Here is a 21,888-nt window from a genome sequence, read left to right as displayed (position 1 = left end):
GAATTCTATTGATCTCGCGAAGATACGACGAGGTGGCAATGGCTCTACTATGGGCTGTCGAATTTCCACGCCTAGTGGTCTATTTTAAGCGTGTCTTTACTATTGAATTTCTAAAATAAGTATGGATTGAGACATAAATCGTTACCTGGAAGACAGCCTTTACTGATCCAAATAATCGAGCGGTAAGAGGTCTCCTACTTTCTCCCAACCCCAGTAACCTTCAAACATAACGCCTAGTGGAGGTAATATACTTCCGTTTTCTTCCAGTAGCACAGATTCCGTTCTCAGGGAAAATACCGAAGTCTGAAACGTGGGCTGACGGTTTCGATGACGGCTCTGGCTCATGACATAAGCGGGTTCTTCTTTTTCGCCAACGTATACCACCTGAAAAAATCCCTCAAAAGTCAGTTGGTCCTTTTTCAGGTATTCATCATACGCAACCCGGGCCGTATCCAGTTTTTCCAGGATTTTTGGCAAACTAGCCTTCGCCAGGATTTTCTCCAGTGGGTCATCTTTTCGTAAACCACCCTGCTCTCTGATTTTCTGACGGATTGCTTTTAACTCTTCCTCCGTGGGCCGATTGGGATTGGGCATCCGAATCAGTCTTCGAAGATTAAAGCCTTCTGCTTCTAATTGCTGATTTCGCAGGCTTCGTACAAAATGCATGATCGAGCCTTTATACGCCCGCTGCCGATTCTTGGCCCAACGTCTTTGCCGGGACTTATTTCCTTCCATGAGCTGAAAGTTCGGATAACCCAGGTAGGTAACATACCCCTGCCGCATGTCGTATTTGAATTCCGCCAACAGATAATTGATACGATACCCCAGTTCCCGGTTTTCGATTTTCAGTACTTCGTCGGACTTTACCTCCAAAAAAGCTGTTTGGGGATCAAAGACAATAACGAGTTGGTTTTCATTGAGTATGCGACATTGCTGAGCTGTTTCGCTACTACCTAGAAACTGCTCTTTGAAAAGCTTGAGGTTATCGTACCACGAGCTATCGCGTTTCGCCTTCACCCCAACGGTTTGAAGTGAATAGGTTTTCGGCTGAATTTTAAACAGGTAAGAAACCGCCCGTTTCTGGCGGGTATCCAGAGCATAGACCAGCGGTTCGTAACCTACCATGGAAACAATGACTTCGTAGTTACCCGCTTTCACCGACAAAGAAAACTCTCCTTTTTCATTGGTTAACGTGCCCGTCGTAGTCGTATTAATGAACACCGATGCAAAAGCAACGGGTTCGTTCGTCTTTTCGTCCAGCACTCTCCCCTTTAAAATCTGATCCTGAGCCCCTAAGGAATGAATAAAGCAGCAAAAGAGAAGAGTAAACAGGTATTTCATAGCAATTACGATTTTTTCGTAATATTACTAAAATTTCGTAATTCTTCTGTAAAAGAAAACCCCGGCGTTAAACCAGGGTTCTCCCATGTATTCGTTAGAAAGCTCCGTAAGCTCGTTCGTTGCCTTTGCCAATCATGTAATTTACAAAAGCCCGGTTCACCACTTTATTACCTCCCGGCGTTGGGTAATTACCCGTAAAGTACCAGTCGCCCGTATGGTTTGGACAAGCCGTGTGTAATCCATCAACCGTTTGATAAATGATAGATACTTCAGCCTGACAGTTTTTAGGCGTTACGATTTCGGCAATTTTTTTGGAAATCTGTTCGTCGGTGAAAGGTTCATAAAGAGCTTTCACGTAGTTCTCCTGAGTGGCGTACCCATTTTCAAGAGCATCTTTACAACGAGCAAAAGTTTCCTCCAGCAGCTCTTCGCGATTGTGTTCTTCCAGTAACTTCAATACTGCCCGGAAAGCCACGAAATCTTTCATTTTTGACATATCAATTCCGTAGCAATCGGGGTAACGAATTTGCGGAGCGGAGCTGACAATGACAATTTTCTTAGGCTCCAGACGATCCAGCATGCGGAGGATCGAACGTTCCAGAGTAGTTCCGCGAACGATAGAATCGTCAATCAGAACAATCGTATCCTGTTTTTTCTGGATTACCTCAAACGTTGTTTCATACACGTTTGAAACCATCTCGTCGCGTGCCGTATCGTTCGTGATGAACGTACGCAGTTTCACGTCTTTTGAAATGATTTTCTCGGTACGGGGACGGAAGGATAACAAACGATCCAGGTCTTCTTCAAACAGGACACCTTCGCGAATGTGACGCTTGCGTTCCTGAACCAGATGTTCGTCTAAGCCTTCCACCAGACCGAAGAAAGCGGTTTCGGCAGTGTTAGGAATATAACTGAAAACCGTATTCGCCAGATCATTATCAATTTCCTTGAGAATCTGGGGTAATACGAGTTTACCTAAATTTTTACGTTCCCGGTAAATGTCTGGATCAGATGCTCTTGAGAAATAAATACGCTCGAATGAACAGGATTTTTTCTCCAGAGGCTCGCGGAATTCCTGTTCGCGGAAATCACCGTTGGTTTCGATGATTAACGCATTACCAGGCTGAATTTCAACGATTTCATCATAGTCACAGTTAAACGACATTTTGATAGCAGGCTTTTCTGAAGCAACCACGATGACTTCATCATCCGCATAATAATAAGCGGGGCGAATGCCGGCGGGGTCACGGGCAACAAAAGCCGCTCCCGAACCTAACATCCCGCACATCGTATATCCACCATCGAAATCCCGGCAGGAACGCTGCAACATACGGGCAACGTCAATATTAGATTCGATTAAAGACGTAAGCTGCTGATTATCTTCAGGGAATAAAGGCTTGAAACGGTCAAACTGGCGTTGCACTTCTTCGTCCAGAAAGTGGCCAATTTTTTCCATTACCGTTACCGTATCTACTTTGTCTTTGGGGTGCTGACCCAGCGAAACCAGCTTATCAAAAAGCTCGTCAACGTTAGTCATGTTAAAGTTACCCGCAACGACCAGATTCCGGCTCCGCCAGTTATTCTGACGCAGGAAAGGGTGGCAGTTTTCGATTTCGTTTTTGCCGTGCGTACCATATCTCAGGTGGCCCAGCCAAACTTCACCCGTGAAGCCGTAGTTTTCCTGAAGCCATTCGGCATTCATGAATTGCTTCGGATCTTCTTTTTCTGCTTTCCGGTATTTTTTGTTGATTTTCTCGAAGATGTCTTCGATGGGTTTCGCTTCTACCGAACGATACCGACTGATGAAGCGATACCCTGGAGAAACATTAAGCTTAATATTCGCCACCCCGGCACCATCTTGTCCACGATTGGCCTGCTTGTTCATGAGCAGGGCCATCTTGTTTACGGCGTACAAAGGCGTGCCGTATTTGTCGATGTAATACTGGAGCGGTTTGCGGAGACGGAGAAGAGCGATCCCGCATTCGTGTTTGATTTCGTCGGACATTTAGGATGTCGTTTTGACTGCTCGCTTAATGAAGTAATCTGTTTTCGATGAATCGAAATTACAACTTTAAGCTCGGAATGGTTCAAGAAATGTTCACAAAAAATTCACACTCGCTTCAACGTCCGAATTGGACTTGGAATTGTTCAATTTTCGTAACCTTCAGCTCTAAAAGCATCTACTTTACTTCCACACGACTGTATTTTTAATAGAAATTTCAGTAAAATAATCAGACCAACCAAATATTTCCACCGCAAAAAATGTCATTATCCCAATAAAATATCCCTATAACCCCGATATCCAGTTCATCAGCCAATCGGTTTTGAGGAATAGCAGAATGATGGGGAGAGTCAATACCAGACTTAAGACGGTTACTCCCCAGCTCAGCGTTACGACTGGCGTTTCTTCAGCTGTTTTTCTGAAAAACAAAGCAAAAGGAATCTTCAGGTAAAAGGCCAGCGAAACAGCGGTGTTCAGTAACCCAAAAACGAAAAGGATCAGGAACAGATTTTGGCTACTTTGCTGGTAAGCTTCCCACAAAGAACTAAATACGAGAAGTTTGGCCGAGAAGCCCACCGTTAAAGGTAAGCCGACCAGGGACAGGAAAGCAATGGTTAAAAGGACAGCAGCCAGCGGCTGTTGCCTTCCAATGCCGTTAAAACTGGAAATGGATACGCTGTTTTTGCTCAGGGAAGGCGATAAGGCATCAATCAATAAGAAGCTCGCCATGGTTCCGAATAAGTACGTAGCCAGATAAAAGATGGCAGTTTGGTTCCCCAGACTTGAAAAAGCCACCAAGCCTACCAAAACGAAACCCGATTGAGCAATGGATGAATACGCCATGAGCCGCTTAGCGTCGGTTTGCCAGAGAGCGGAAAAGTTACCAATGGTAATGGTTACCAACGAGATAACGGCCAGCACGGGCTGAAAATTCAGCGGTAATACACTGAACAAACGCATTAATACCAAAAAAAGCCACTGCCTTGGGAGCCACTGAAAAGAACGAGACTACGGGCGTGTCTGCCGCTTCGTACACGTCAGGATTCCAGATTTGGAAAGGCACAGCCGAGATTTTGAATAGTAACCCGCTCATCGCCAGGATCAGAGCCGAAGCCGATACCAGCGGATCAACATTTACCAGGATTCGTCCAAAGGCTGGATTGGTAAAATCAAGCGTGGTGGTTAAGCCATAGAGCAAGCTCATGCCATACAGCATGAGTCCCGAAGCTACGGAACCAAACAGCACGTATTTCATCCCTCCTTCTGAGCTTTTACGATCGCCACGGAAGGCGGTAAGGATATAGCTGGAGATGGAAACTACTTCAAGCGATACATACACCATCAGTAGATTCGTAGCCATGGAAAGCAGAAATAAACCGAAGACCATCCCCACCAAAATGGAGAAAAACTCCCCCGACCAGCGACGTTTCATTACCCAACTATGCAGCACCGCAATCAAGGCTGAAAACGTAATGAGTGCTTTGAAGAACAGAGCTTTACCGTCCAGTACCAGCATCTGGTTGAATAAAGGACCCGGCGACTGGGTTTGCCATTGGTGGTAAACAAATAGGCCCAGAATAATAAAAACGAGAAAGGTAAGAAAATGGAAAAATCCACCACGCCCCTCTTCGTTTACTTCAGTTGTTACTAAATCCCAGCTAATAAGAGCCACAAATGCCGCCATCAGCCAGACTTCGGGAGTGAAGCGGGCCAAACTGGCTATGATGTGGTCGAGTTGTTCAAGCATGTATTCAATCGCCGTGGCTTTCGCGAAGGCTGTTAAATCTGAAGAAATTTGAATTTCTGGCGGCTAACCGAAATGCTTCATGAATTCCATGACGTACCCTTCGGTAATACTAAAGACGGTTCCGGGTAAAATTCCGAAGAAAAGGGAAAGCAGAGCCAGGGGCACCAGCATTATCTTTTCCCGGAAATTCAGATCGGGTAACAGACTCTCTTCGTATAAAGACCAGCGTTTTCCTAAGAATACTCGCTGGAAGGTCCAGAGGAAGTAACCTGCTCCAAGAATTAATCCAAACCCCGCTAAAACTACCATCCAAACCGGGATATAAATGGAATTAAACGCTCCTAAAAGACTAAAAAATTCGCCTACAAAACCAGAAAACCCGGGTAATCCTAAGGAAGCAAAAAAGGCAATAGCCGTTAAGCCCGTATACGCGGGCATGCTTAAAGCCAAGCCCTGGTAATGATCGATGTTACGGTCGTGCGTACGGGCGTACACTACTCCCACGACGAGGAATAACATAGGCGAAAGGATGCCGTGTGAGAATAACTGATAAATCGCGGCGTTGGCTCCTTCGGGCGTTAAAGCGGCTAAACCCAGTAACACAAAGCCCATGTGTGAAACGGACGAATAAGCGATTAATCGCTTCATATCCTTCTGACTTAAGGCGTTGAAGGCTCCGTACACAATGCTTAATACGCCTAAACCCGCAATCCAGGAAGCGAAATAAATGGCTCCATCAGGGAAAATTTCATAGGCAATTCGGAAGAACCCATAGCCCCCAATTTTCAGCAAAATACCAGCCAGTACTACCGAAATGGGCGTAGGGGCCTCCACGTGAGCATCAGGTAACCAAGTGTGTAAGGGCACCATGGGTAGCTTCACGGCAAAACCAATGAATAAAAGCAGAAAGGCAACCAGTCGGGCCGACAAGCCAAAGATTTCGTGTCCGGCTAGGGTGCTTAGTAGCGATTCAGGTACGAAATTCCGACCGTCATTCAGGTACGGAATCTCAAAGGTATGCACTAACTGAGCCGGGTCGATTTGCTGGCGGGCAATCATCGTTTGCACCTGAGCAACCACATCTTGCGTAATTTCTGAAGGGTTGGAGACCAGTCCAATGCTCAGGCCCGTTTCCGCCGGATCGATGACGGACAGGTATAAACCGATCATCACCAATAGAATAAATACCGAACCAGCCAGCGTGTAAATAAAGAATTTCAAACTCGCATATTCGCGACGAGGCCCACCCCACAAACCGATGAGGAAGTACATCGGCAAAAGCATGAACTCGAAAAAGAGGAAGAACAGAAATAAATCCAGAGCCACAAAACAGCCTACGACGGTTCCCATTAACAACAGGTACAGAGCGTAATAAGCCTTTTCGTTCGTTTTTATTTCAAAAGAAGAAACGGCACCTACCAGCATCACCAAGCTCGTCAGCCAGACCATCGGCAAACTTAGCCCATCTACCCCTAAAGAATAGTCGATAGAGACGATTCCAAACTGCCCGAGAGCCATGGTAATCCAGTCGGTATTTTCGATGAATTGATGCCCTACCAATTGCGGATCAAAGGTATGCCAGATCCAACTGCTTAAGACCAGATGTAAAACGCAAAGGACAACCGTAATCCAGCGATACGTAGCCCTGAGTGCCTGCGGAAGAGCAAGCAGGAGCAGGGAGCCAAGTATGGGTAAAAATATAAGTGTAGTCAGTATAGGCATTGTTTCAAATTACCAGGTCCACCAAATTAATAAAGCTGCTAAGCCCAGCATCGTTGCCACGATGTAAGACTGCACTTGTCCGCCCTGAAAACGACGGGTTACTTTTCCAACTGTACCCACGACATAGGCCGTCCCGGTTGGGATTCCATCCACAACGTACCGATCCAGCCACCCTAGCAAATGTGCCAGAATCACCTGCGATTTGGCACTGGCATTCACGATTCCATCCACAATAACCCGATCAACCCAGGTACAGAAATCAGCGAATTTCAGAAAGGGATTAACAATAAGGGTATGATATAACTGATCCAGCGTCAGTAAAGGCACATCTCTTATCTGGTCCAATCGCTCAATGGATCGATAACGAATCCAGGCCATCACAATTCCGATTAGGGCCACCGCTGTCGATCCCAGAGCCACGCCTAAATTCAGGTGTTCTCCTAAAGGATTCCATGAAAACAGAAAAGGCAGGGACAAAGCTGCCAGTAATACCAGCGGGAGTTTCTGTAACCAGGATGATTCATGGACACTCTCCAACGAAAGGTGGTCATTCCGCCAGTTTCCAAAAAATACCAGCCGCCATTGCTTAGCCATGTAAAAGGCCGTCAAGCCCGCCGAAATCGTAGCCGCTACAGGAAAAACAAGTTTCCAGGAATGAGCGGTTGCGTGGAAAGCTTCATGCAGAATCTCGTCTTTCGATAAAAATCCAGATGTGAAAGGCAAGCCCGATAAAGCTGCCGCACAAACGGTATAGGCAATAAAAGTAACGGGTAATTTTTTACGAAGCCCACCCATAAGCCGCACATCCTGAGCATCAAAACCGTGTCCAGCGTGGTGCAACGAATGAATAACCGAACCCGAAGACAGGAATAACCCGGCTTTAAAAAAGGCGTGGGTAAACAAATGGAACATCGCTGCGTGGGGGGCCCCTACGCCAACGGCCAATACCATTAATCCCAACTGGGAAACGGTAGAATAGGCCATCGTTTTCTTAATATCCGTCTGAGTCAGGGCGTATAAGGCTCCCATGACCATCGTAATCGTACCAATAATGGCTATTACGATCAGGGCTTCCGGTGTGAGAATAGGGAAAATCCGGGCGAGCAGGTAAACGCCAGCGGCTACCATCGTCGCGGCGTGAATCAGAGCCGAGACGGGCGTGGGACCTTCCATGGCGTCGGGTAACCAGACGTGCAACGGAAACTGAGCCGATTTGGCCAGGGTTCCACAGAAAAGTAATAAACCGATGGCCGTCCAGTAAGGGTCGGCGATGAATTCAGGCGTGGTTAATGCTGTAAAATCAAGCGTTCCCAAGCGATTATAAACACCAAAAATGCCCAAAGCAAGCCCTACATCACCAATGCGATTGACCAGAAAGGCTTTTCTTGCCGCCAGCACGGCTTCAGGTTTGGTATACCAGAAACTGATGAGTAAATATGAACTTAAGCCTACTAACTCCCAGAAAACATAGAGAATCAAAAGGTTATTGGCCAGTAAAATTCCCAGCATTGAGCCCACAAACAATTGCAGGAAAGCGAAATACCGAAACCGGGATGAATCTTCCCGCATGTATTCCAGCGAGAATAACTGCACGAGGGAGGCAATAAATAACACCAGTAATAGCATTTTCTGGGTTAAATCGTCTGCCCGGAGGGTAAAGGGTAAGGCTTCTGAAATCCAGGTATGGGTAACTTCAATGGTCGGAAGTTGAGTAGTGCTGAAACTTAAGCCAAAGCCAACTAGAGAAAAGCCCAGTCCCAGCCAACCCGCCCAGGTATTAGCACTTTTTCCCGAAAGTATGAGCAGTAAAAACCCAGCGAACGGCAGGAGAAGGATAATCCAGAGCAGTAGTTCGGGGTTCATGAATAGAAACGATTCAGAGATATTAGAACATTACATGGGAAATAATGTCCCGTAAAGCTTGTTAATTCGCTGGCAAATATCCGTTCTGATGCTGGTAAAACCAATTGATTTAGTAGACAAAAGCAGTTCTTTTTTATTTATTTAGTCTATGTATAAATTAATCCCTTGAGTGTCACCTAACGAGCAAGCCCTTGGAACCAAAACCTATTTCTTATTCCCAGACCACCATTACCGAATTGATGATTCCGAGTTACGCTAATTTTGGCGGTAAGATTCACGGCGGTATTCTTTTGTCATTAATGGATAAAGTGGCCTACGCCTGTGCATCCAAGCACGCTGGTACTTACGTAGTTACGGTAGCAGTGGAACACGTCGAGTTTCTTCAGCCCGTTGAGGTTGGGCAACTGGTGTCTTTGCTCGCTTCCGTAAATTACGTTGGAAAAAGTTCGCTGATTGTGGGTATACGTGTCATCGCAGAGTCTATTAAAACGGGGGTAAAAGTGCACACCAACACCAGTTATTTCACGATGGTGGCAAAAGATGAGGAAACGAATCAACCCACACTGGTGCCTCCTTTATTACTTGAAACCCGCGAAGAAGCCCGGCGTTTTCTGGAAGCTGTCAAGCGAAAGGAACTTCGGAAAATGTATCAAGATGAATTAAACAATGCTAAAACGATTCTGGAGGTAGAAGAAAGTTTACCTTTACTGGCAAATGAACGCTGCGTTTTTTCGGAATTTGAACGTTAGATAGTCAGTATCCGCTTTCATTGCCTTTTGCATACATCAGCATCCATGAGAAAAGTATTAATTACTCTAGTCGTCATACTTACCCTTACCGGGACCGGATATTGGAGTTATAAACATTATACCAAGTCATTCAGTCAGGAATCTCACGCTCAGTTTAATCAGGCTGGGTTGAAAGTACAGGTGGACTACTGCCAGCCCGCCAAAAAAGGCCGATTGATTTTTGGTGATTCATCCAAGGCCTTGGTTCCTTATGGCAAAGTATGGCGGACAGGAGCTAATGAAGCTACTCTGCTGGTGATTAATAAAGATGTAAGTTTAGCTGGAAAGCCGTTGAAAGCCGGAGAATATACCATCTGGACTATTCCCGGCCCTAAGAACTGGCAAGTGGTAATCAATCAGGAAACAGGGCAATGGGGCACGGAATACGATGCCAGTAAAGATTTGTTTCGGGCGACGGTTCCTGCCTATCAGGTTTCTCAATCGCAGGAGTTATTCGAAATAAGCTTCGTTCCAGAACTGGACGGTACGAATATGTTACTCCACTGGGACCATACGGAAGTAAGGGTGCCTATTAGAGTACAATGAGAGTTCATAGGTTTTGAGTCTCGTGTTTGGGATTTTGAGTTAAAAAGGAAGCGGTCGTTAGAGATGATTCTAACGACCGCTTCCTTTTAATTAATTACGGAGTTTTGGACGGAGAGCACTGCGTCTAACTTCATCAAATACTCAAACCTCAATTCAAACCCTGCTTAATCTTTCATTTCTGCGACTTCATCCAGATGGACGGTATTGAAATGCTGGAAGACTTTGAGCACGATGGCTAAGGCTACCACAATTTCGGCGGCGGCTACGATGATGACGAATAGGCTGAAAAACTGCCCCGTCAAATCAGGATCAAAACGGCTGAAAGCGACGAGGTTCAGATTAGCAGCGTTCAGCATCAATTCCACTCCCATCAGTACTACAATGGCGTTGCGTTTGATGATGACAATCGCTAGTCCAATACTAAAGAGCAACGCCGCCGTTAGCAAAAAATAGGATAAAGGAATGATCATCAGTATTTTGAGTTTAGGGTTTTGAGTTACTAAGTCCCCCTCTTCTTTTTTCTTTACTTATTGCCTATACTTTGGGTCTTACCGGATAAATAGGCAGCCCCTAACAGAGCAATCATTAATAAGATTCCGGCTACTTCGAAGGGCAAAACGTAATTCGTCATTATTCCAACGCCTAAGTCATGAACCGTTGTTTTTCGTTCGATAGCCTCGTAATGATCCAGCTCAACTCGCTGAAAATGAGCTTTCGACAGGATTGTCGATAAGATCGCGAAAATTCCACCAGCCGCCAGAATTCCCCAAAAGGTTCGACGGTGTTCAGTTTTTACAGTATTTGGTTGATTCGTACCCCGGTCGGCTTTATTACGGGTCAACATGATTCCGAAAACGAGTAATACCAGAATCCCCCCAACGTACACCATAATTTGAGTAACCGCCAGGAAATCAGCTCCAGCGAAGACGTATAAGCCTGCAATTCCTAAAAAGGTAACCATCAGACTAAAAGCCGAATAAAGTACGTTCCGACTCACCAGCACAAATACCGCCGAACCGAGCGTTAGTATCATGAAAAACAAAAACACAAAAGCCTGCATCGTTACTCAGGTTTGGGACGTTTGAAAACGGGTTTGAAAGACTTACCACCACTTGGCTTCGAAGCTTCTTCCGCAGGCCTTTCGGCATCCGATTCACTTCCCCCGGAAGCTGGTTCCACGGGCGTTTCAGCGGCAGGTTCTTCTGTTACTTTTTTCTTGAATACAGGCTTAAAACTCTTCCGAACAGGTTCTTCTTTCGGCTCTTCCGTCACTTCGTTCTCAGGTGATGAAGGTTGTAAAGGAGATTCAACGGGTTCCACCGCAGGCTTTTTGAATACGGGTTTAAAGCTTTTTCGAACCGGTTCTTCCGTTACTGCTGGAGCCTCCAGTTCTTCATTTTTCGTTTCTGCGGGTAACTCCGATAATTCCTCTACAGTCTTTTTCTTAAAGACGGGTTTGAAGCTTTTGCCCCCTCCCGCAATCGGTTCGGCTGGTTTTTCTTCAACTTTTGCAATCTCTGCTACAAGATCGGGTGACTCTGGTTCTGCCGTTTTTTTCTTGAAAACGGGTTTAAAACTTTTGCCGCCGGTAGTCGCTGGTTCTTCTGATGTTTCCTCTGGTTCAGGAGCTACCGATTCAGCATTGGCCTTTTTAAAGACCGGCTTAAAGCTTTTACCGCCAGTAGCAGGTTTTTCTTCCGTTTTCGGTTCTTCAATCGTAGGCTCTACTGGCTCCGCTTCCGGTTTTTTAAAGACGGGTTTAAAACTCTTAGGGGCGGGAGTTTCTGTTTCTGGTTTGAGGGCTTCTGCTGATGCCTCTTTATCCGCCGAAGGTTCGCTTTCTTTTCGTTTAAACGAGGGTTTGAAACTCGTCGATTTCTTAGCCGGTTCCTCCGTGATGGCTGGTGTTTCTTCTCCCGAAGCTTTTATGGGTTCGGAAGTCTGTTCTTCAGCAGCCGACGTTTTCTTAAAGCCGGGTTTAAACGCAGGACGAGCCGCAGGTTTCACTTCCTCAGAAGCGGTTTTCTCTGCTTCGGGTTCTTCTACATTTTTCTTAAAACCAGGCTTAAACGCCGGACGAGCGGGTTTCGCCTCTTCCAATTTTGCCTCTACTTCCTGAGGAGCTTCGGTTTCGGTCGTTTTCTTAAAGCCGGGTTTAAACGCCGGGCGGGCGGCGGGTTTTACTTCTTCCGTTACTGCTTTGGCAGCAGGCTTGGCTACTTTAGCCGCTTCTTTTTCCGCCAGGAACTGATCATATAACTGTTTTTTCTCTTCGGCTTTTTCGGGAGTCAGATTCGTATAATGGTACACCATATTCCGAATGTCAAACTCCGAATAGTCGTAGGTTTTGGTCATGGTCAGGCATTCCGTGGGGCACACCGTCGTGCAAAGTCCACAGTAGCAGCACTTAGCCATGTCAATATCAAATTTGGCAGCATACAAACGTATGGACGAGCCATCCGAAGCCTTACCTACTTCACCGGTTGCCCGGATGGGCTCAATTTCAATACAATCCACGGGGCAAACCTTCGCACATTTATCGCAGACGATGCAATCGTCCATTTCATTGTGCAAACGGTAGCGTCCATTATCCGGTACGGGAATGGCCTCGTAAGGATAACGCAGGGTGACCATTCCGGTATCCTGCTTAAAATAATTGGGATCGTCTACATATATAGGTTTACGACGACGGGTCGAATCCTTCAAATGTCGCAGTGAAATTTGAAGCCCTTTCAGGCTCGTCTGGATTCCCCGTTTGATCGTACCCCAGTAAGATTCATCTCGTTCTTGCATCAGATAAACTAATTTCGACTCATCTATAGTTAACCCCTGGCCCGGCTGGGGAGTTCCCCCATTTCTTGAGTCGACTTACCCTATATTCTAAATACACCTTCTTCGCAAAAGTACACTTATAAACACAAATGCCCACCCTTTTAGATAGCCATAGTTAATCTTTTTTAGAATAGTTCTTAATAGAAGGATTTGTATAGTTAGTCTACGGAACCATTCTATCTGCCGCTGCCAACGTGGCCCGGCCAGCTTTTTGCTGACAGCACTTAGCTTGGACAACAGTGAAACTACTATCCTCAAAGACGTTGTTGCTACCAGCGAAAAAGCTGGTAGCGGTTAAGTAAATAGCTTTTATGGGCAATCGTAAGTTAAGTTAACACTACCCTGTTTGCCGCTGCTAGCGGTCAAGTAAATAGGTTTTCTCACGATAGATTATTAAGCTTTCTTCATTACCCAGTCCAGCAATTCCAGTGGCCCGTGAAAGATTTGTATCCTTAGTAGAGACCAGAAATTCGCGTTACCTGTAGCTATTCCCAGATGACTCATACTGGTTGCTGTGAAAATTGTTATGGAAACCCAGCGTACTAACATCGCATTTTGTTGGCATAACAGATCACTTACCCAGAGTAATAATAAGCCTGTTACCAAAAAACTCAGAGCTAATTTTCGCGTGAACTGCAAGCTATATACCCAATATAAGCTGATTACCACCATAGCGACGTTTAGCTGAATATCAGGAGTGAGGCATACCCCAAGCGAATAGGTGTAAAAGCCTGTAATGCCACTCATGAACCAGAGCATAATAACCAAAGCTTTGACTACTGAACGCACGGGCTGCGTTTTATCATGAAAAAGGAGTGCATTCATAAGCTATTATTTTTTACATAAGTAGCGATGAATTCACTCCCAGACATTACCGCTTATTCAAAGCAGTCGAATAACTTAGTTAATGGCCCGTTACCACAATTCCCAATTCTTTTGCCAAAGCCTGATCAATTCGTTTCATTTTCATGAATTGAATTAGTAACTCTTCCTGTTCATTGGCCTGGGTTACTACCGTCAATTTATGTTTGATTTCGTTCATCCGCTGATCGTTGAACGCTTTCTTTAATCGCAGAATACAACCGTGAGCAATCTTATCGAGTAAATCCCGTTCGTGTGGAATGTAGATTTCGTGCATTTTTGCCCAGTTTTCGCTTAAAGGATGGCGTTCTGAGACAAAATCAATGCTGGTTTGTTGAATCAGTTCTTCAGTATGGTTCAGAAAAAAATTAGTATCAGGATACATCTGTTGCTGATCCGCTGCTCGAAATATGGTCATGAATTGCTGATACACAGGCGTTTCAAATTCCAGATCATAAGTCTGCCCAACCATGTATTCCATCAGTGAAACCTCATGGTTACCCTCTTCCCGAATTTCTGTTTCAATAATGATCGTACCGTATAAAACCAGCAATCGGCAAAACTCTTCTTCCTGATAAGATAAAGGCGAACGCTTGGGTGGAGCGGTAGGTTGCTTCACCTGCTCAACTGCCATTAACTCGGCAAAATCCGGCTCGTCATCACTATTAAAGCCACTCACACCGGGTGGCAAGTCGATGGGTGGCGAAGGAGATTCCTGTTGCCGCTCCTGCCGCTCACGGGTTTTATTATCGCTCTTGATTCGCTCCCGCACCCGCTTGTTGGCTTCTGCAATGAGCGTTTCTTCGGATAAATCCATCAACCGAGCGGTCTGCTGGAAGAAAATCTGACGGGTAATGGCATCGGGAATTTTGGAGATGCTCTCCACCATTTCCTTGATCACGCCTGCCTTTCGAAAGGGATCGTCTCCGGCGTCCTGCAATAATACCTCGGCCTTGAACCGAATAAAGTCAACGGAGTTTTTTTGTAAATAGGCTTTAAACGCTTCTCCGCCAATTTTCCGAACGTAACTATCCGGGTCTTCGCCTTCGGGAAAGGTGCAGAGCTTTACGTTCAGGCCTTCTTCCAGAATCAGATCCAGTCCGCGTAAGGAAGCTTTGATACCAGCGGCATCCCCGTCGTATAATACCGTAATATGCTGGGTAAAGCGACTAATCAGACGGATTTGCTCAACAGTCAGGGCCGTTCCTGACGAAGCCACGACGTTCGTAATACCCGACTGATGCAGCGAAATAACGTCAGTATACCCCTCCACCAGATAAGCCACGTCTTCATTACGGATGGCATTTTTAGCCTGATAAATTCCGTACAGAATATTGGACTTGTGGTAAACTTCCGTTTCCGGCGAGTTAAGGTATTTCGGCTGATTTTTATCGGCTTTTAGAATCCGGGCACCAAAGGCAATGACCTTCCCCGAAACGTTATGAATGGGGAAGATTACCCTCGCCCGAAAGCGGTCAAACACGCGGGCATCGGGCCGTCCATCCAAATCACGGCGGATGGATAAGCCTGCTTTTTCCAATAACTCAATTTGAAACTGATGCTGAAGAGCATCTTTAGTAAAGGCATCCCAACTTTCGAGAGCATACCCCAGTTCAAACTGATTAATCGTCTGCGTATGAAAGCCTCTTTCCTGAAAGTAACTCAGGCCAATGGATTGCCCTTCATCCGACTTCAGTAACTTATCCTGATAGAATTTTTTTGCGTAATCGAGAACAATGTATAAACTCTCCCGCTCATTCTGCGACTGAACCTCTTCGGGCGTTTGCTCCGTTTCTTTTAACTCAATGCCGTATTTTTTGGCCAGATGACGCAGAGCCTCGGGGTAACCAATACCCTCGATTTCCATGATAAACTTAACGGAATCCCCGGCCTTTCCACAACCAAAACATTTAAAAATGCCCCGGGATGGGTTCACGTTAAACGAGGGTGTTTTCTCATTGTGAAAAGGGCAACAGGCAATCATATTCGCCCCCCGCTTTTTTAGGGTGACGTAATCATTCACAACATCAACAATATCGGCGGTTTCCTGAATCAGTTGAACCGTTTCCTGAGGTATTCGCATAATCAAAGATAGTGAGTTGAGGGTTGTCTGTTTGCCGTTTGCCGTTTGAAAATTTCCAGATTCTGGTATAAACGCGAATCATCGCGGCTGACCGGGAATGGGAATCGTTTTAAACAAAACAGAAATCATCGTTTAAATAGACCCAATCAATCTCCTACCAAAGATGCCAATACAATAGAAACCGCCTTTATATCCAGACGCAATGAATCGTATCTCTACGGGGCATGGTATGGGCTTTTCTGAAAATTTCTGTTCTTGGTTCGGTACGGGTGCCGTGAAAGTTTTAGTACTTTGCAAACGAACTAGAGCTCATTCCTCTTTAGCTTATCATTAATCATTCTATAACATCCATGAATCTGTCTTTCTCTGCTGAAACTTCTAAAGCTGAACTGTTCGATAAAATCGCTGCCGAACTTGCCAGCCACGGACTAACTATTGCTACTCAGGATCAGACTCGTCCCTGGGGCGGTTTTTTCGTTATTGATGAAGCCCAAACGGAGCAGTTTGTCAGCACGTATTTTCCTATGGTTCAAATGGAAGACCTGAAAGGTTTCGCCAAACTGAGCCCTAAAATTCTGGTAGTAGGTCCCGAAAAACGTCTTTCCTGGCAGTACCACTTCCGTCGGGCAGAAATCTGGCGGGTAGTAGCTGGAACGGTTGCGGTAATGACCAGCCCTACCGACGAAGAAGGTGAAACGCGTAGCTACGAACCCGGCGAATTAATTACCCTGCAACAAGGCGAACGCCACCGTCTGATTGGCCTGGAAAACTGGGGTATCGTAGCCGAAATCTGGCAACACACCGATCCAACGAATCCTTCTGACGAAGACGACATCGTTCGCGTTCAGGATGACTTCCAGCGGAAATAAAGAATAGAGTTTGAGTGGGTTAAATAAGGTTGGATTATTTTTTCGCTTTATCCATTAAGAGGTAACTTCCAGAAGACTTAAACTTTCGGGAAGTTTTATTCACTTCAAATTTTCTCAAACAAAAAAGGTGACCCCATTATGTTGGGGTCACCTTTTTTACTACCTATTCAAACAGACTAGTTCAACGATCCTTTCAGATAAACCTGTCCGGTTGGGCCAGCTTGCGGACTTCCTCCTTCGGGTTCCAGAGAAATTGCGTAGGCACTAGCTCCGTTGATACTTTTTACTTTCTGCATACTGGTGGCCTGATCGAATAACCCGGCGTCTACAGGTTTTCCATCCACGATGGCCCAGATTTGATACTGCTTGCCCGTTGGAGCCGATGGTAACTGTACATTAGCCATATACGTCTCCCGCTTGGCATCGTTCCAGTATAACATCGCAAAGGCCGTTGGAGCAATCGGTTCACCCTGGAGCTTCATCATTTTCGTACCAGGGTTCTGTAATACCGCAATTTCCTGGCGGGCCTGCATAAAGCTGGCTTTGTTTACTTCAAGGTTTTTAGCCAGTTGGGTGTTATTAGATTCCAACGTAGCTACCATATCTTCCGAAGCCTTTAATTCTTTGAAAAGAAAGATATTTCCTACAACACTCAATACCATAATTACCGCAGCGGCAGCTACCCAGTTACGGGAAGACACCAGCGTTTTGGTCACCGATAGGCCGGGACGTTGGTTGGTCAGATTATGCAAAGATGACCTCGTCATCGGAATAACCTTGCCTGCTGCCAACTCCTGAATACTTCCTAGTACTTTCTCCCGTACAGCCACCGGAGGTTCAATGGCGTGCTGCCACGCGAAGGATTCCAGTGATTCCCGAATGTCGTCGACCTGTGACTGATATTCAGGGTGCGTTGATAAAAGTTTTTCCACTTGCGTGGTTTCTTCTTGCGAAGTAATTCCCAGCACATAGCTTTCCAGCAAGCCAGACGAAACTATTTCATGCTCATTCAATTTTTTTAAGAATTAATGTAGGTGGTGAAATACAAAAACATCAAAAGGAGAGTAATCAGTGTTCGGAGTTGAGCCAGGGCCGCTTTAACCCGAGTTTTCACCGTACCAAGGGGAATATCGAGTTCTTCAGAAACTTCGGCTTGAGTATAACCCTGAAAGTAAACCAATTCAATAATAGAGCGGTACTCAGGACGAAGTTGGCTGACCACTTTTCGAACTCCAATGGCATCAACCTGATGCTCTACTGGATTCTCTTCTTCAACAACACTTACGAAATACTCAAGCGGTTGGTTTTGAGTATTTTGTTGATAATCCTGAGATCTTAGTTTATCGATGGCTGTATTTCGGGCTACATTCAAAATCCAGGTGAATAAACTGCCTTTTGAACGCTCGTAGGAATCGATATTTCGCCAAATTTTTACAAATGCTTCCTGCATGACGTCAGCGGCTGTTTCTTCAGACTTGACGATCTTAAAAATAACCCCGTAGAGGGCGGAAGAATAATTATCATATAAGATAGTAAATCCACGTTGATCCCGCTCACGGAGCAGGCCAACTAGATCATTTTCAGCGACAACAATGCGTTTTTTTCCCAAAAGAAAGCTCACTTAAGATATTCTGAACAAAACTAACAGGATGAGAGGTAAAAATTCAATTAATCATACTATTTCAGGTCCTGCTTAGTTTTAATAATGATCTCCTTTTTTAAATTTTTAACTCCATAAGCCTAAAAAAGACAAAGGGCCCCTATAGAGAAGCCCTTTGTACCGGAAATGAATTAACCCACACCTTTAATTTACTACTCAAGCCTTACCGAAGTAAACCATTGAGCAGTTTCGGTTGTCCGATTATAGATACGGGATTTCTTTTCCTGTCGGATTTAATAAAATGCTAAATTTTTTCATAAAATATTCAAAATCATCATTAAATACCTGACTATCAATACAAAACAAAAGGAGATAAGTTCAAAACTTATCTCCTTTATACCTTTACTAGCGGTAAACTTTTATTATCTGACTCCTTTGGCAGCAGCTTTCTGCTGAACTTCACCTTTCAGGAACATGGTCACTGTGCTATTTTCTGCATTGCTATATACCGTGATCTGCTTGTTGAAAGGCCCTACAGAAGCGGCATTATAGGTAGCACTTACCTTGCTGGTTTTACCAGGAAGGATTGGAGCCTGTGACCATTTCGGAGTAGTGCAACCGCAGGAAGCCGTTACGTTACTGATTACGACAGGAGCTTTACCCGTGTTCGTTACCACGAATTCATGCGTTACGGGCGTGCCCTGAGCAATTTTGCCGAAATCTTTCGTCTCCGCGTCTACTTTAATTTTGCCCTGAGCAAAAGCACCAGCTGAAATAAGGAAAAAGGCCAGTAAGAAGAAAAGTTGCTTTTTCATTAGATTGAAATAAAATGGTTTGGTTACAAGAGTATGATCGAAACAAAAGTAAGGGGAACTATATCCCACACAAAATCGTCGGGTGTTAATGATATGTTAATGGATATTTTCGGTAGAACCCTCTCGTTTGGAATGCTCGATTCTTTTCCTTTATTTTTACTTTTACAAACATCGTACCTGGGTTTAAAAATTCCTTTTGCTAAAGGAAAATCTTTTTAACACGAGGTTACAGGGCAAACTTTTCATGTTGAAATTCATTTGCCTGATTTGTATTCACCTGACAAACCGCTTTTTTCGATGGAACAAGCCACCCTTGACAGCGTTGTACTTTCTAAAGAGCAAGTTCTCCTCGATTACCGCATCGCCTGGGAAAGTCGTCATGCCAGTTTGTTAGCCCGTAAGGAAGTGTTCATGGGCAAAGCAAAGTTCGGAATCACAGGGGACGGCAAAGAATTGGCCCAAATTGCACTCGCCCATGCTTTTCGCAAAGGTGACTGGAGATCAGGCTATTACCGCGACCAAACCGTTGTTGCAGCCCTGGGCGAATTAACCTGGCAACAGTACTTTGCTCAGATTTACGCTCATACCGACGTTGAAGCTGAACCCAACACGGGCGGCAGAATGATGAATGGCCATTATGCCTCGCGTCATCTGGATGAGCAGGGCCATTGGTTACCGCAAACGCCCCGCTATAATATCGCTTCTGATATTTCTCCCACAGCCGGGCAAATTCCCCGGTCCATTGGTTTAGGTTATGCATCAAAGCTCTACCGCGAAAATCCTGAATTACATTCGATTACTGACTTTTCCATTCATGGAAATGAAGTTTGTTTTGCTACCATCGGCGACGCTTCGACCTCCGAAGGCATGTTTTTCGAGGCTATTAATGCCGCTGGTGTTTTACAAATACCGGTAGTTTTCTCGGTTTGGGACGATGGTTACGGCATTTCGGTTCCGGTACGTTACCAAACCACTAAAGAAAGTATCTCCGAAGCATTGGCTGGTTTTCAGCGTACAGCCGAAAAACCGGGTCTGGAAATTATAAAAGTAAAAGGCTGGGATTACGCGGGGTTAGTAGAGGCTTATCAAAAAGCCGCCGAACTGGCCCGCACCGAACACGTCCCCTGTCTGGTTCACGTGCAGGAAGTAACTCAACCACAGGGCCACTCGACCTCAGGCTCACACGAGCGGTATAAATCCGCCGAGCGACTGGCCTGGGAAGTGGAAATGGACTGTAATCGTCAGTTCAAAAGCTGGATTCTTGAAAATGGTTTTGCTACGGAAGAAGAACTCGCAGCCATTGAAGCCGAAGCCGCCAAAGCCGCTAAAGCAGGCCGCGATGCCGCCTGGAAATCCTATCTTGAATCTCTCCAACCCGATCTGAACGAAGCTCTGGAAGCTCTGGCAAAGGCCGCCCGATCCAGCCGTTCAGGGGATGAAATTCTGGCTATTCGGACCCAAATTCAGCAAAAAGCGAATCCGGTACGTTCCGATGTTATTGAAGGCGTAAAACGGGCCGTTCGTATGCTACGATTCGAAGACTCGCCCGCCAAGCACATCCTGACGGAATGGTTAGACCGAACGAAGAAAGACAACTGGAAACGCTTCAATACGTTTTTATACAGCCAGTCCGACGAATCGCCTTTGCAGGTGCCTACCGTCGCTCCTGTGTATGCCGATGACGCTCCTTTACTGGATGGCCGGGAAATCATCAATAAAAATTTTGAAGCTCTTTTCGCCAATGACCCCCGCATTTTTGCTATCGGCGAAGACGTGGGTAGAATCGGCGATGTAAATCAGGGCATGGCGGGCTTGCAGGCCAAATTCGGCGAAATTCGGGTAACTGATACTGGTATACGCGAAACCACGATCATTGGTCAGGGAATTGGAACCGCCTTGCGTGGGTTACGCCCGATTGTAGAGGTTCAGTACGTAGACTACATGCTCTACACATTGGCTACACTTTCGGATGACCTGGCCTGTCTGCATTACCGCACTGCGGGTGGACAAAAAGCTCCGGTTATTGTCCGTACCCGTGGGCACCGACTGGAAGGTGTGTGGCATTCCGGCTCCCCCATGGCGGTGCTACTCCATGCCTTACGCGGCATGCACTTCGTTGTTCCCCGAAACCTGACGCAAGCCGCTGGCTTTTATAATACGTTATTACGCGGCGACGATCCTGCTCTGGTTGTTGAACCTCTGAATATGTACCGTAGCAAAGAGAAGTTACCCTCCAATCTGGGAGAATTCTGTTTGCCTCTGGGAAAACCTGAGATTCTTCGGGAAGGAACCGACATTACCATTGTTACCTACGGATCGATGTGCCGAATTGTGCTGGAAGCAGCCGAGCAGTTAGCAAAAGCTGGAATTGAGGCAGAAGTCATTGATGTACAGACCTTAATACCTTTTGATTTAACACATACCATCGCAGAGTCAGTGAAGAAAACCAATCGTCTGATTGTAGCCGATGAAGATATGCCCGGTGGAGCTTCAGGCTTTATGCTACACAAAATTCTGGACGAACAAAAGGTATTTCGGTATCTGGATGCCAGCCCGCAAACGCTCACGGCTCATCCGCATCGCCCGGCTTATACCACCGATGGTGATTATTTCTCGAAACCCAATACCGAAGACGTGTTTGACGTAGCGTACAACATCATGCACGAATGCGATCCTCGTCGCTTTCCGGCCCTGGGCTATGAAATTAGCGACTGGACTTTTTCAGGCGGTCGCTGGTGGAATAATCCCTAAGTTTGAGTCAAAACAAAGCGGGAGCTACCGAAGTAGCTCCCGCTTTGTTTTGACTCAAAGTCTTATTG

18 protein-coding genes are annotated in these 21,888 nt (G+C 45.7%); 4 read left to right on the top strand and 14 right to left on the bottom strand.

The genetic code is table 11. The annotated features are described in order from the left end of the window. Nucleotides 1-159: 159 nt before the first annotated feature. The 6 genes from QE390_RS12420 to nuoL all read right to left on the bottom strand — a co-directional run bounded on the left by QE390_RS12420 (nucleotide 160) and on the right by nuoL (nucleotide 8,675). On the bottom strand, nucleotides 160-1,341 hold the full coding sequence (locus QE390_RS12420) for a carboxypeptidase-like regulatory domain-containing protein (protein WP_307142365.1): 1,182 nt from the start codon (nucleotides 1,339-1,341) through the stop codon (nucleotides 160-162). Nucleotides 1,342-1,435: 94 nt separating this feature from the next. Then, a complete protein-coding gene (locus tag QE390_RS12415) occupies nucleotides 1,436-3,346 on the bottom strand; it encodes an amidophosphoribosyltransferase (protein ID WP_307142364.1) in 1,911 nt (636 codons plus the stop codon). Between the two features lie 282 nt (nucleotides 3,347-3,628). After that, nucleotides 3,629-4,303 carry an NADH-quinone oxidoreductase subunit N gene (locus QE390_RS12410; RefSeq protein ID WP_307142363.1) on the bottom strand — a complete coding sequence of 225 codons (675 nt, stop codon included), beginning with the start codon at nucleotides 4,301-4,303 and terminating at the stop codon, nucleotides 3,629-3,631. After that, nucleotides 4,224-5,090, bottom strand: a complete 867-nt coding sequence (locus QE390_RS12405; protein ID WP_307142362.1) for an NADH-quinone oxidoreductase subunit N — start codon at nucleotides 5,088-5,090, stop codon at nucleotides 4,224-4,226. Before QE390_RS12405 ends, QE390_RS12410 begins: the two co-directional genes overlap by 80 nt. 63 nt (nucleotides 5,091-5,153) lie before the next feature. Next, a complete protein-coding gene (locus QE390_RS12400) occupies nucleotides 5,154-6,812 on the bottom strand; it encodes a NuoM family protein (protein WP_307142361.1) in 1,659 nt (552 codons plus the stop codon). A gap of 9 nt (nucleotides 6,813-6,821) precedes the next feature. Beyond that, on the bottom strand, nucleotides 6,822-8,675 hold the full coding sequence (gene nuoL / locus QE390_RS12395; RefSeq protein WP_307142360.1) for an NADH-quinone oxidoreductase subunit L: 1,854 nt from the start codon (nucleotides 8,673-8,675) through the stop codon (nucleotides 6,822-6,824). A 191-nt stretch (nucleotides 8,676-8,866) separates the two neighbouring features. Between nuoL and QE390_RS12390 the strand changes: the two genes are divergently transcribed. Both QE390_RS12390 and QE390_RS12385 read left to right on the top strand, forming a co-directional pair. Further along, nucleotides 8,867-9,424 carry an acyl-CoA thioesterase gene (locus QE390_RS12390; RefSeq protein ID WP_307142359.1) on the top strand — a complete coding sequence of 186 codons (558 nt, stop codon included), beginning with the start codon at nucleotides 8,867-8,869 and terminating at the stop codon, nucleotides 9,422-9,424. A 45-nt stretch (nucleotides 9,425-9,469) separates the two neighbouring features. After that, a complete protein-coding gene (locus QE390_RS12385; protein ID WP_307142358.1) occupies nucleotides 9,470-10,009 on the top strand; it encodes a DUF2911 domain-containing protein in 540 nt (179 codons plus the stop codon). A 164-nt stretch (nucleotides 10,010-10,173) separates the two neighbouring features. Here the strand turns inward: QE390_RS12385 and nuoK are convergent, their stop codons facing one another. The 5 genes from nuoK to dnaG form a co-directional block, all read right to left on the bottom strand. Continuing rightward, nucleotides 10,174-10,479 (bottom strand): NADH-quinone oxidoreductase subunit NuoK, encoded by a 306-nt coding sequence (nuoK, locus tag QE390_RS12380; protein WP_307142357.1) that lies wholly within the window; start codon nucleotides 10,477-10,479, stop codon nucleotides 10,174-10,176. Between the two features lie 53 nt (nucleotides 10,480-10,532). Next, nucleotides 10,533-11,069: an NADH-quinone oxidoreductase subunit J gene (locus QE390_RS12375; RefSeq protein WP_307142356.1), complete on the bottom strand. Its 537-nt coding sequence runs from the start codon at nucleotides 11,067-11,069 to the stop codon at nucleotides 10,533-10,535. A gap of 2 nt (nucleotides 11,070-11,071) precedes the next feature. After that, on the bottom strand, nucleotides 11,072-12,802 hold the full coding sequence (locus QE390_RS12370; protein WP_307142355.1) for a 4Fe-4S dicluster domain-containing protein: 1,731 nt from the start codon (nucleotides 12,800-12,802) through the stop codon (nucleotides 11,072-11,074). Between the two features lie 432 nt (nucleotides 12,803-13,234). Beyond that, a complete protein-coding gene (locus QE390_RS12365; protein WP_307142354.1) occupies nucleotides 13,235-13,666 on the bottom strand; it encodes a hypothetical protein in 432 nt (143 codons plus the stop codon). Nucleotides 13,667-13,745: 79 nt separating this feature from the next. Further along, nucleotides 13,746-15,785, bottom strand: coding sequence for a DNA primase (dnaG, locus tag QE390_RS12360; protein ID WP_307142353.1), 2,040 nt, complete (start codon nucleotides 15,783-15,785; stop codon nucleotides 13,746-13,748). 350 nt (nucleotides 15,786-16,135) lie between these two features. Here dnaG and QE390_RS12355 point away from each other — a divergent pair, with 350 nt between their 5' ends. Continuing rightward, a complete protein-coding gene (locus QE390_RS12355; RefSeq protein WP_106636263.1) occupies nucleotides 16,136-16,654 on the top strand; it encodes a phosphoheptose isomerase in 519 nt (172 codons plus the stop codon). A 176-nt stretch (nucleotides 16,655-16,830) separates the two neighbouring features. Here the strand turns inward: QE390_RS12355 and QE390_RS12350 are convergent, their stop codons facing one another. From QE390_RS12350 to QE390_RS12340, 3 genes are all read right to left on the bottom strand, one after another. Next, nucleotides 16,831-17,667, bottom strand: a complete 837-nt coding sequence (locus QE390_RS12350) for an anti-sigma factor domain-containing protein (RefSeq protein ID WP_106636262.1) — start codon at nucleotides 17,665-17,667, stop codon at nucleotides 16,831-16,833. Between the two features lie 5 nt (nucleotides 17,668-17,672). Continuing rightward, complete coding sequence (locus QE390_RS12345) at nucleotides 17,673-18,263, bottom strand: RNA polymerase sigma factor (RefSeq protein WP_106636389.1); 591 nt, start codon at nucleotides 18,261-18,263, stop codon at nucleotides 17,673-17,675. Between the two features lie 413 nt (nucleotides 18,264-18,676). Further along, entirely contained in the window at nucleotides 18,677-19,069 is a 393-nt protein-coding gene (locus QE390_RS12340) for a DUF1573 domain-containing protein (RefSeq protein WP_106636261.1), read from the bottom strand. A 297-nt stretch (nucleotides 19,070-19,366) separates the two neighbouring features. On the opposite strand from QE390_RS12340, the gene QE390_RS12335 reads away from it, so the two are divergent. Continuing rightward, nucleotides 19,367-21,820: a thiamine pyrophosphate-dependent enzyme gene (locus tag QE390_RS12335; protein WP_106636260.1), complete on the top strand. Its 2,454-nt coding sequence runs from the start codon at nucleotides 19,367-19,369 to the stop codon at nucleotides 21,818-21,820. Nucleotides 21,821-21,888: the final 68 nt, after the last annotated feature.

Origin of the sequence: Siphonobacter sp. SORGH_AS_1065, from assembly GCF_030818595.1 — a bacterium.
Taxonomy (GTDB): Bacteria; Bacteroidota; Bacteroidia; order Cytophagales; family Spirosomataceae; genus Siphonobacter.
This window is presented reverse-complemented; position numbering and strand designations above follow the sequence as displayed.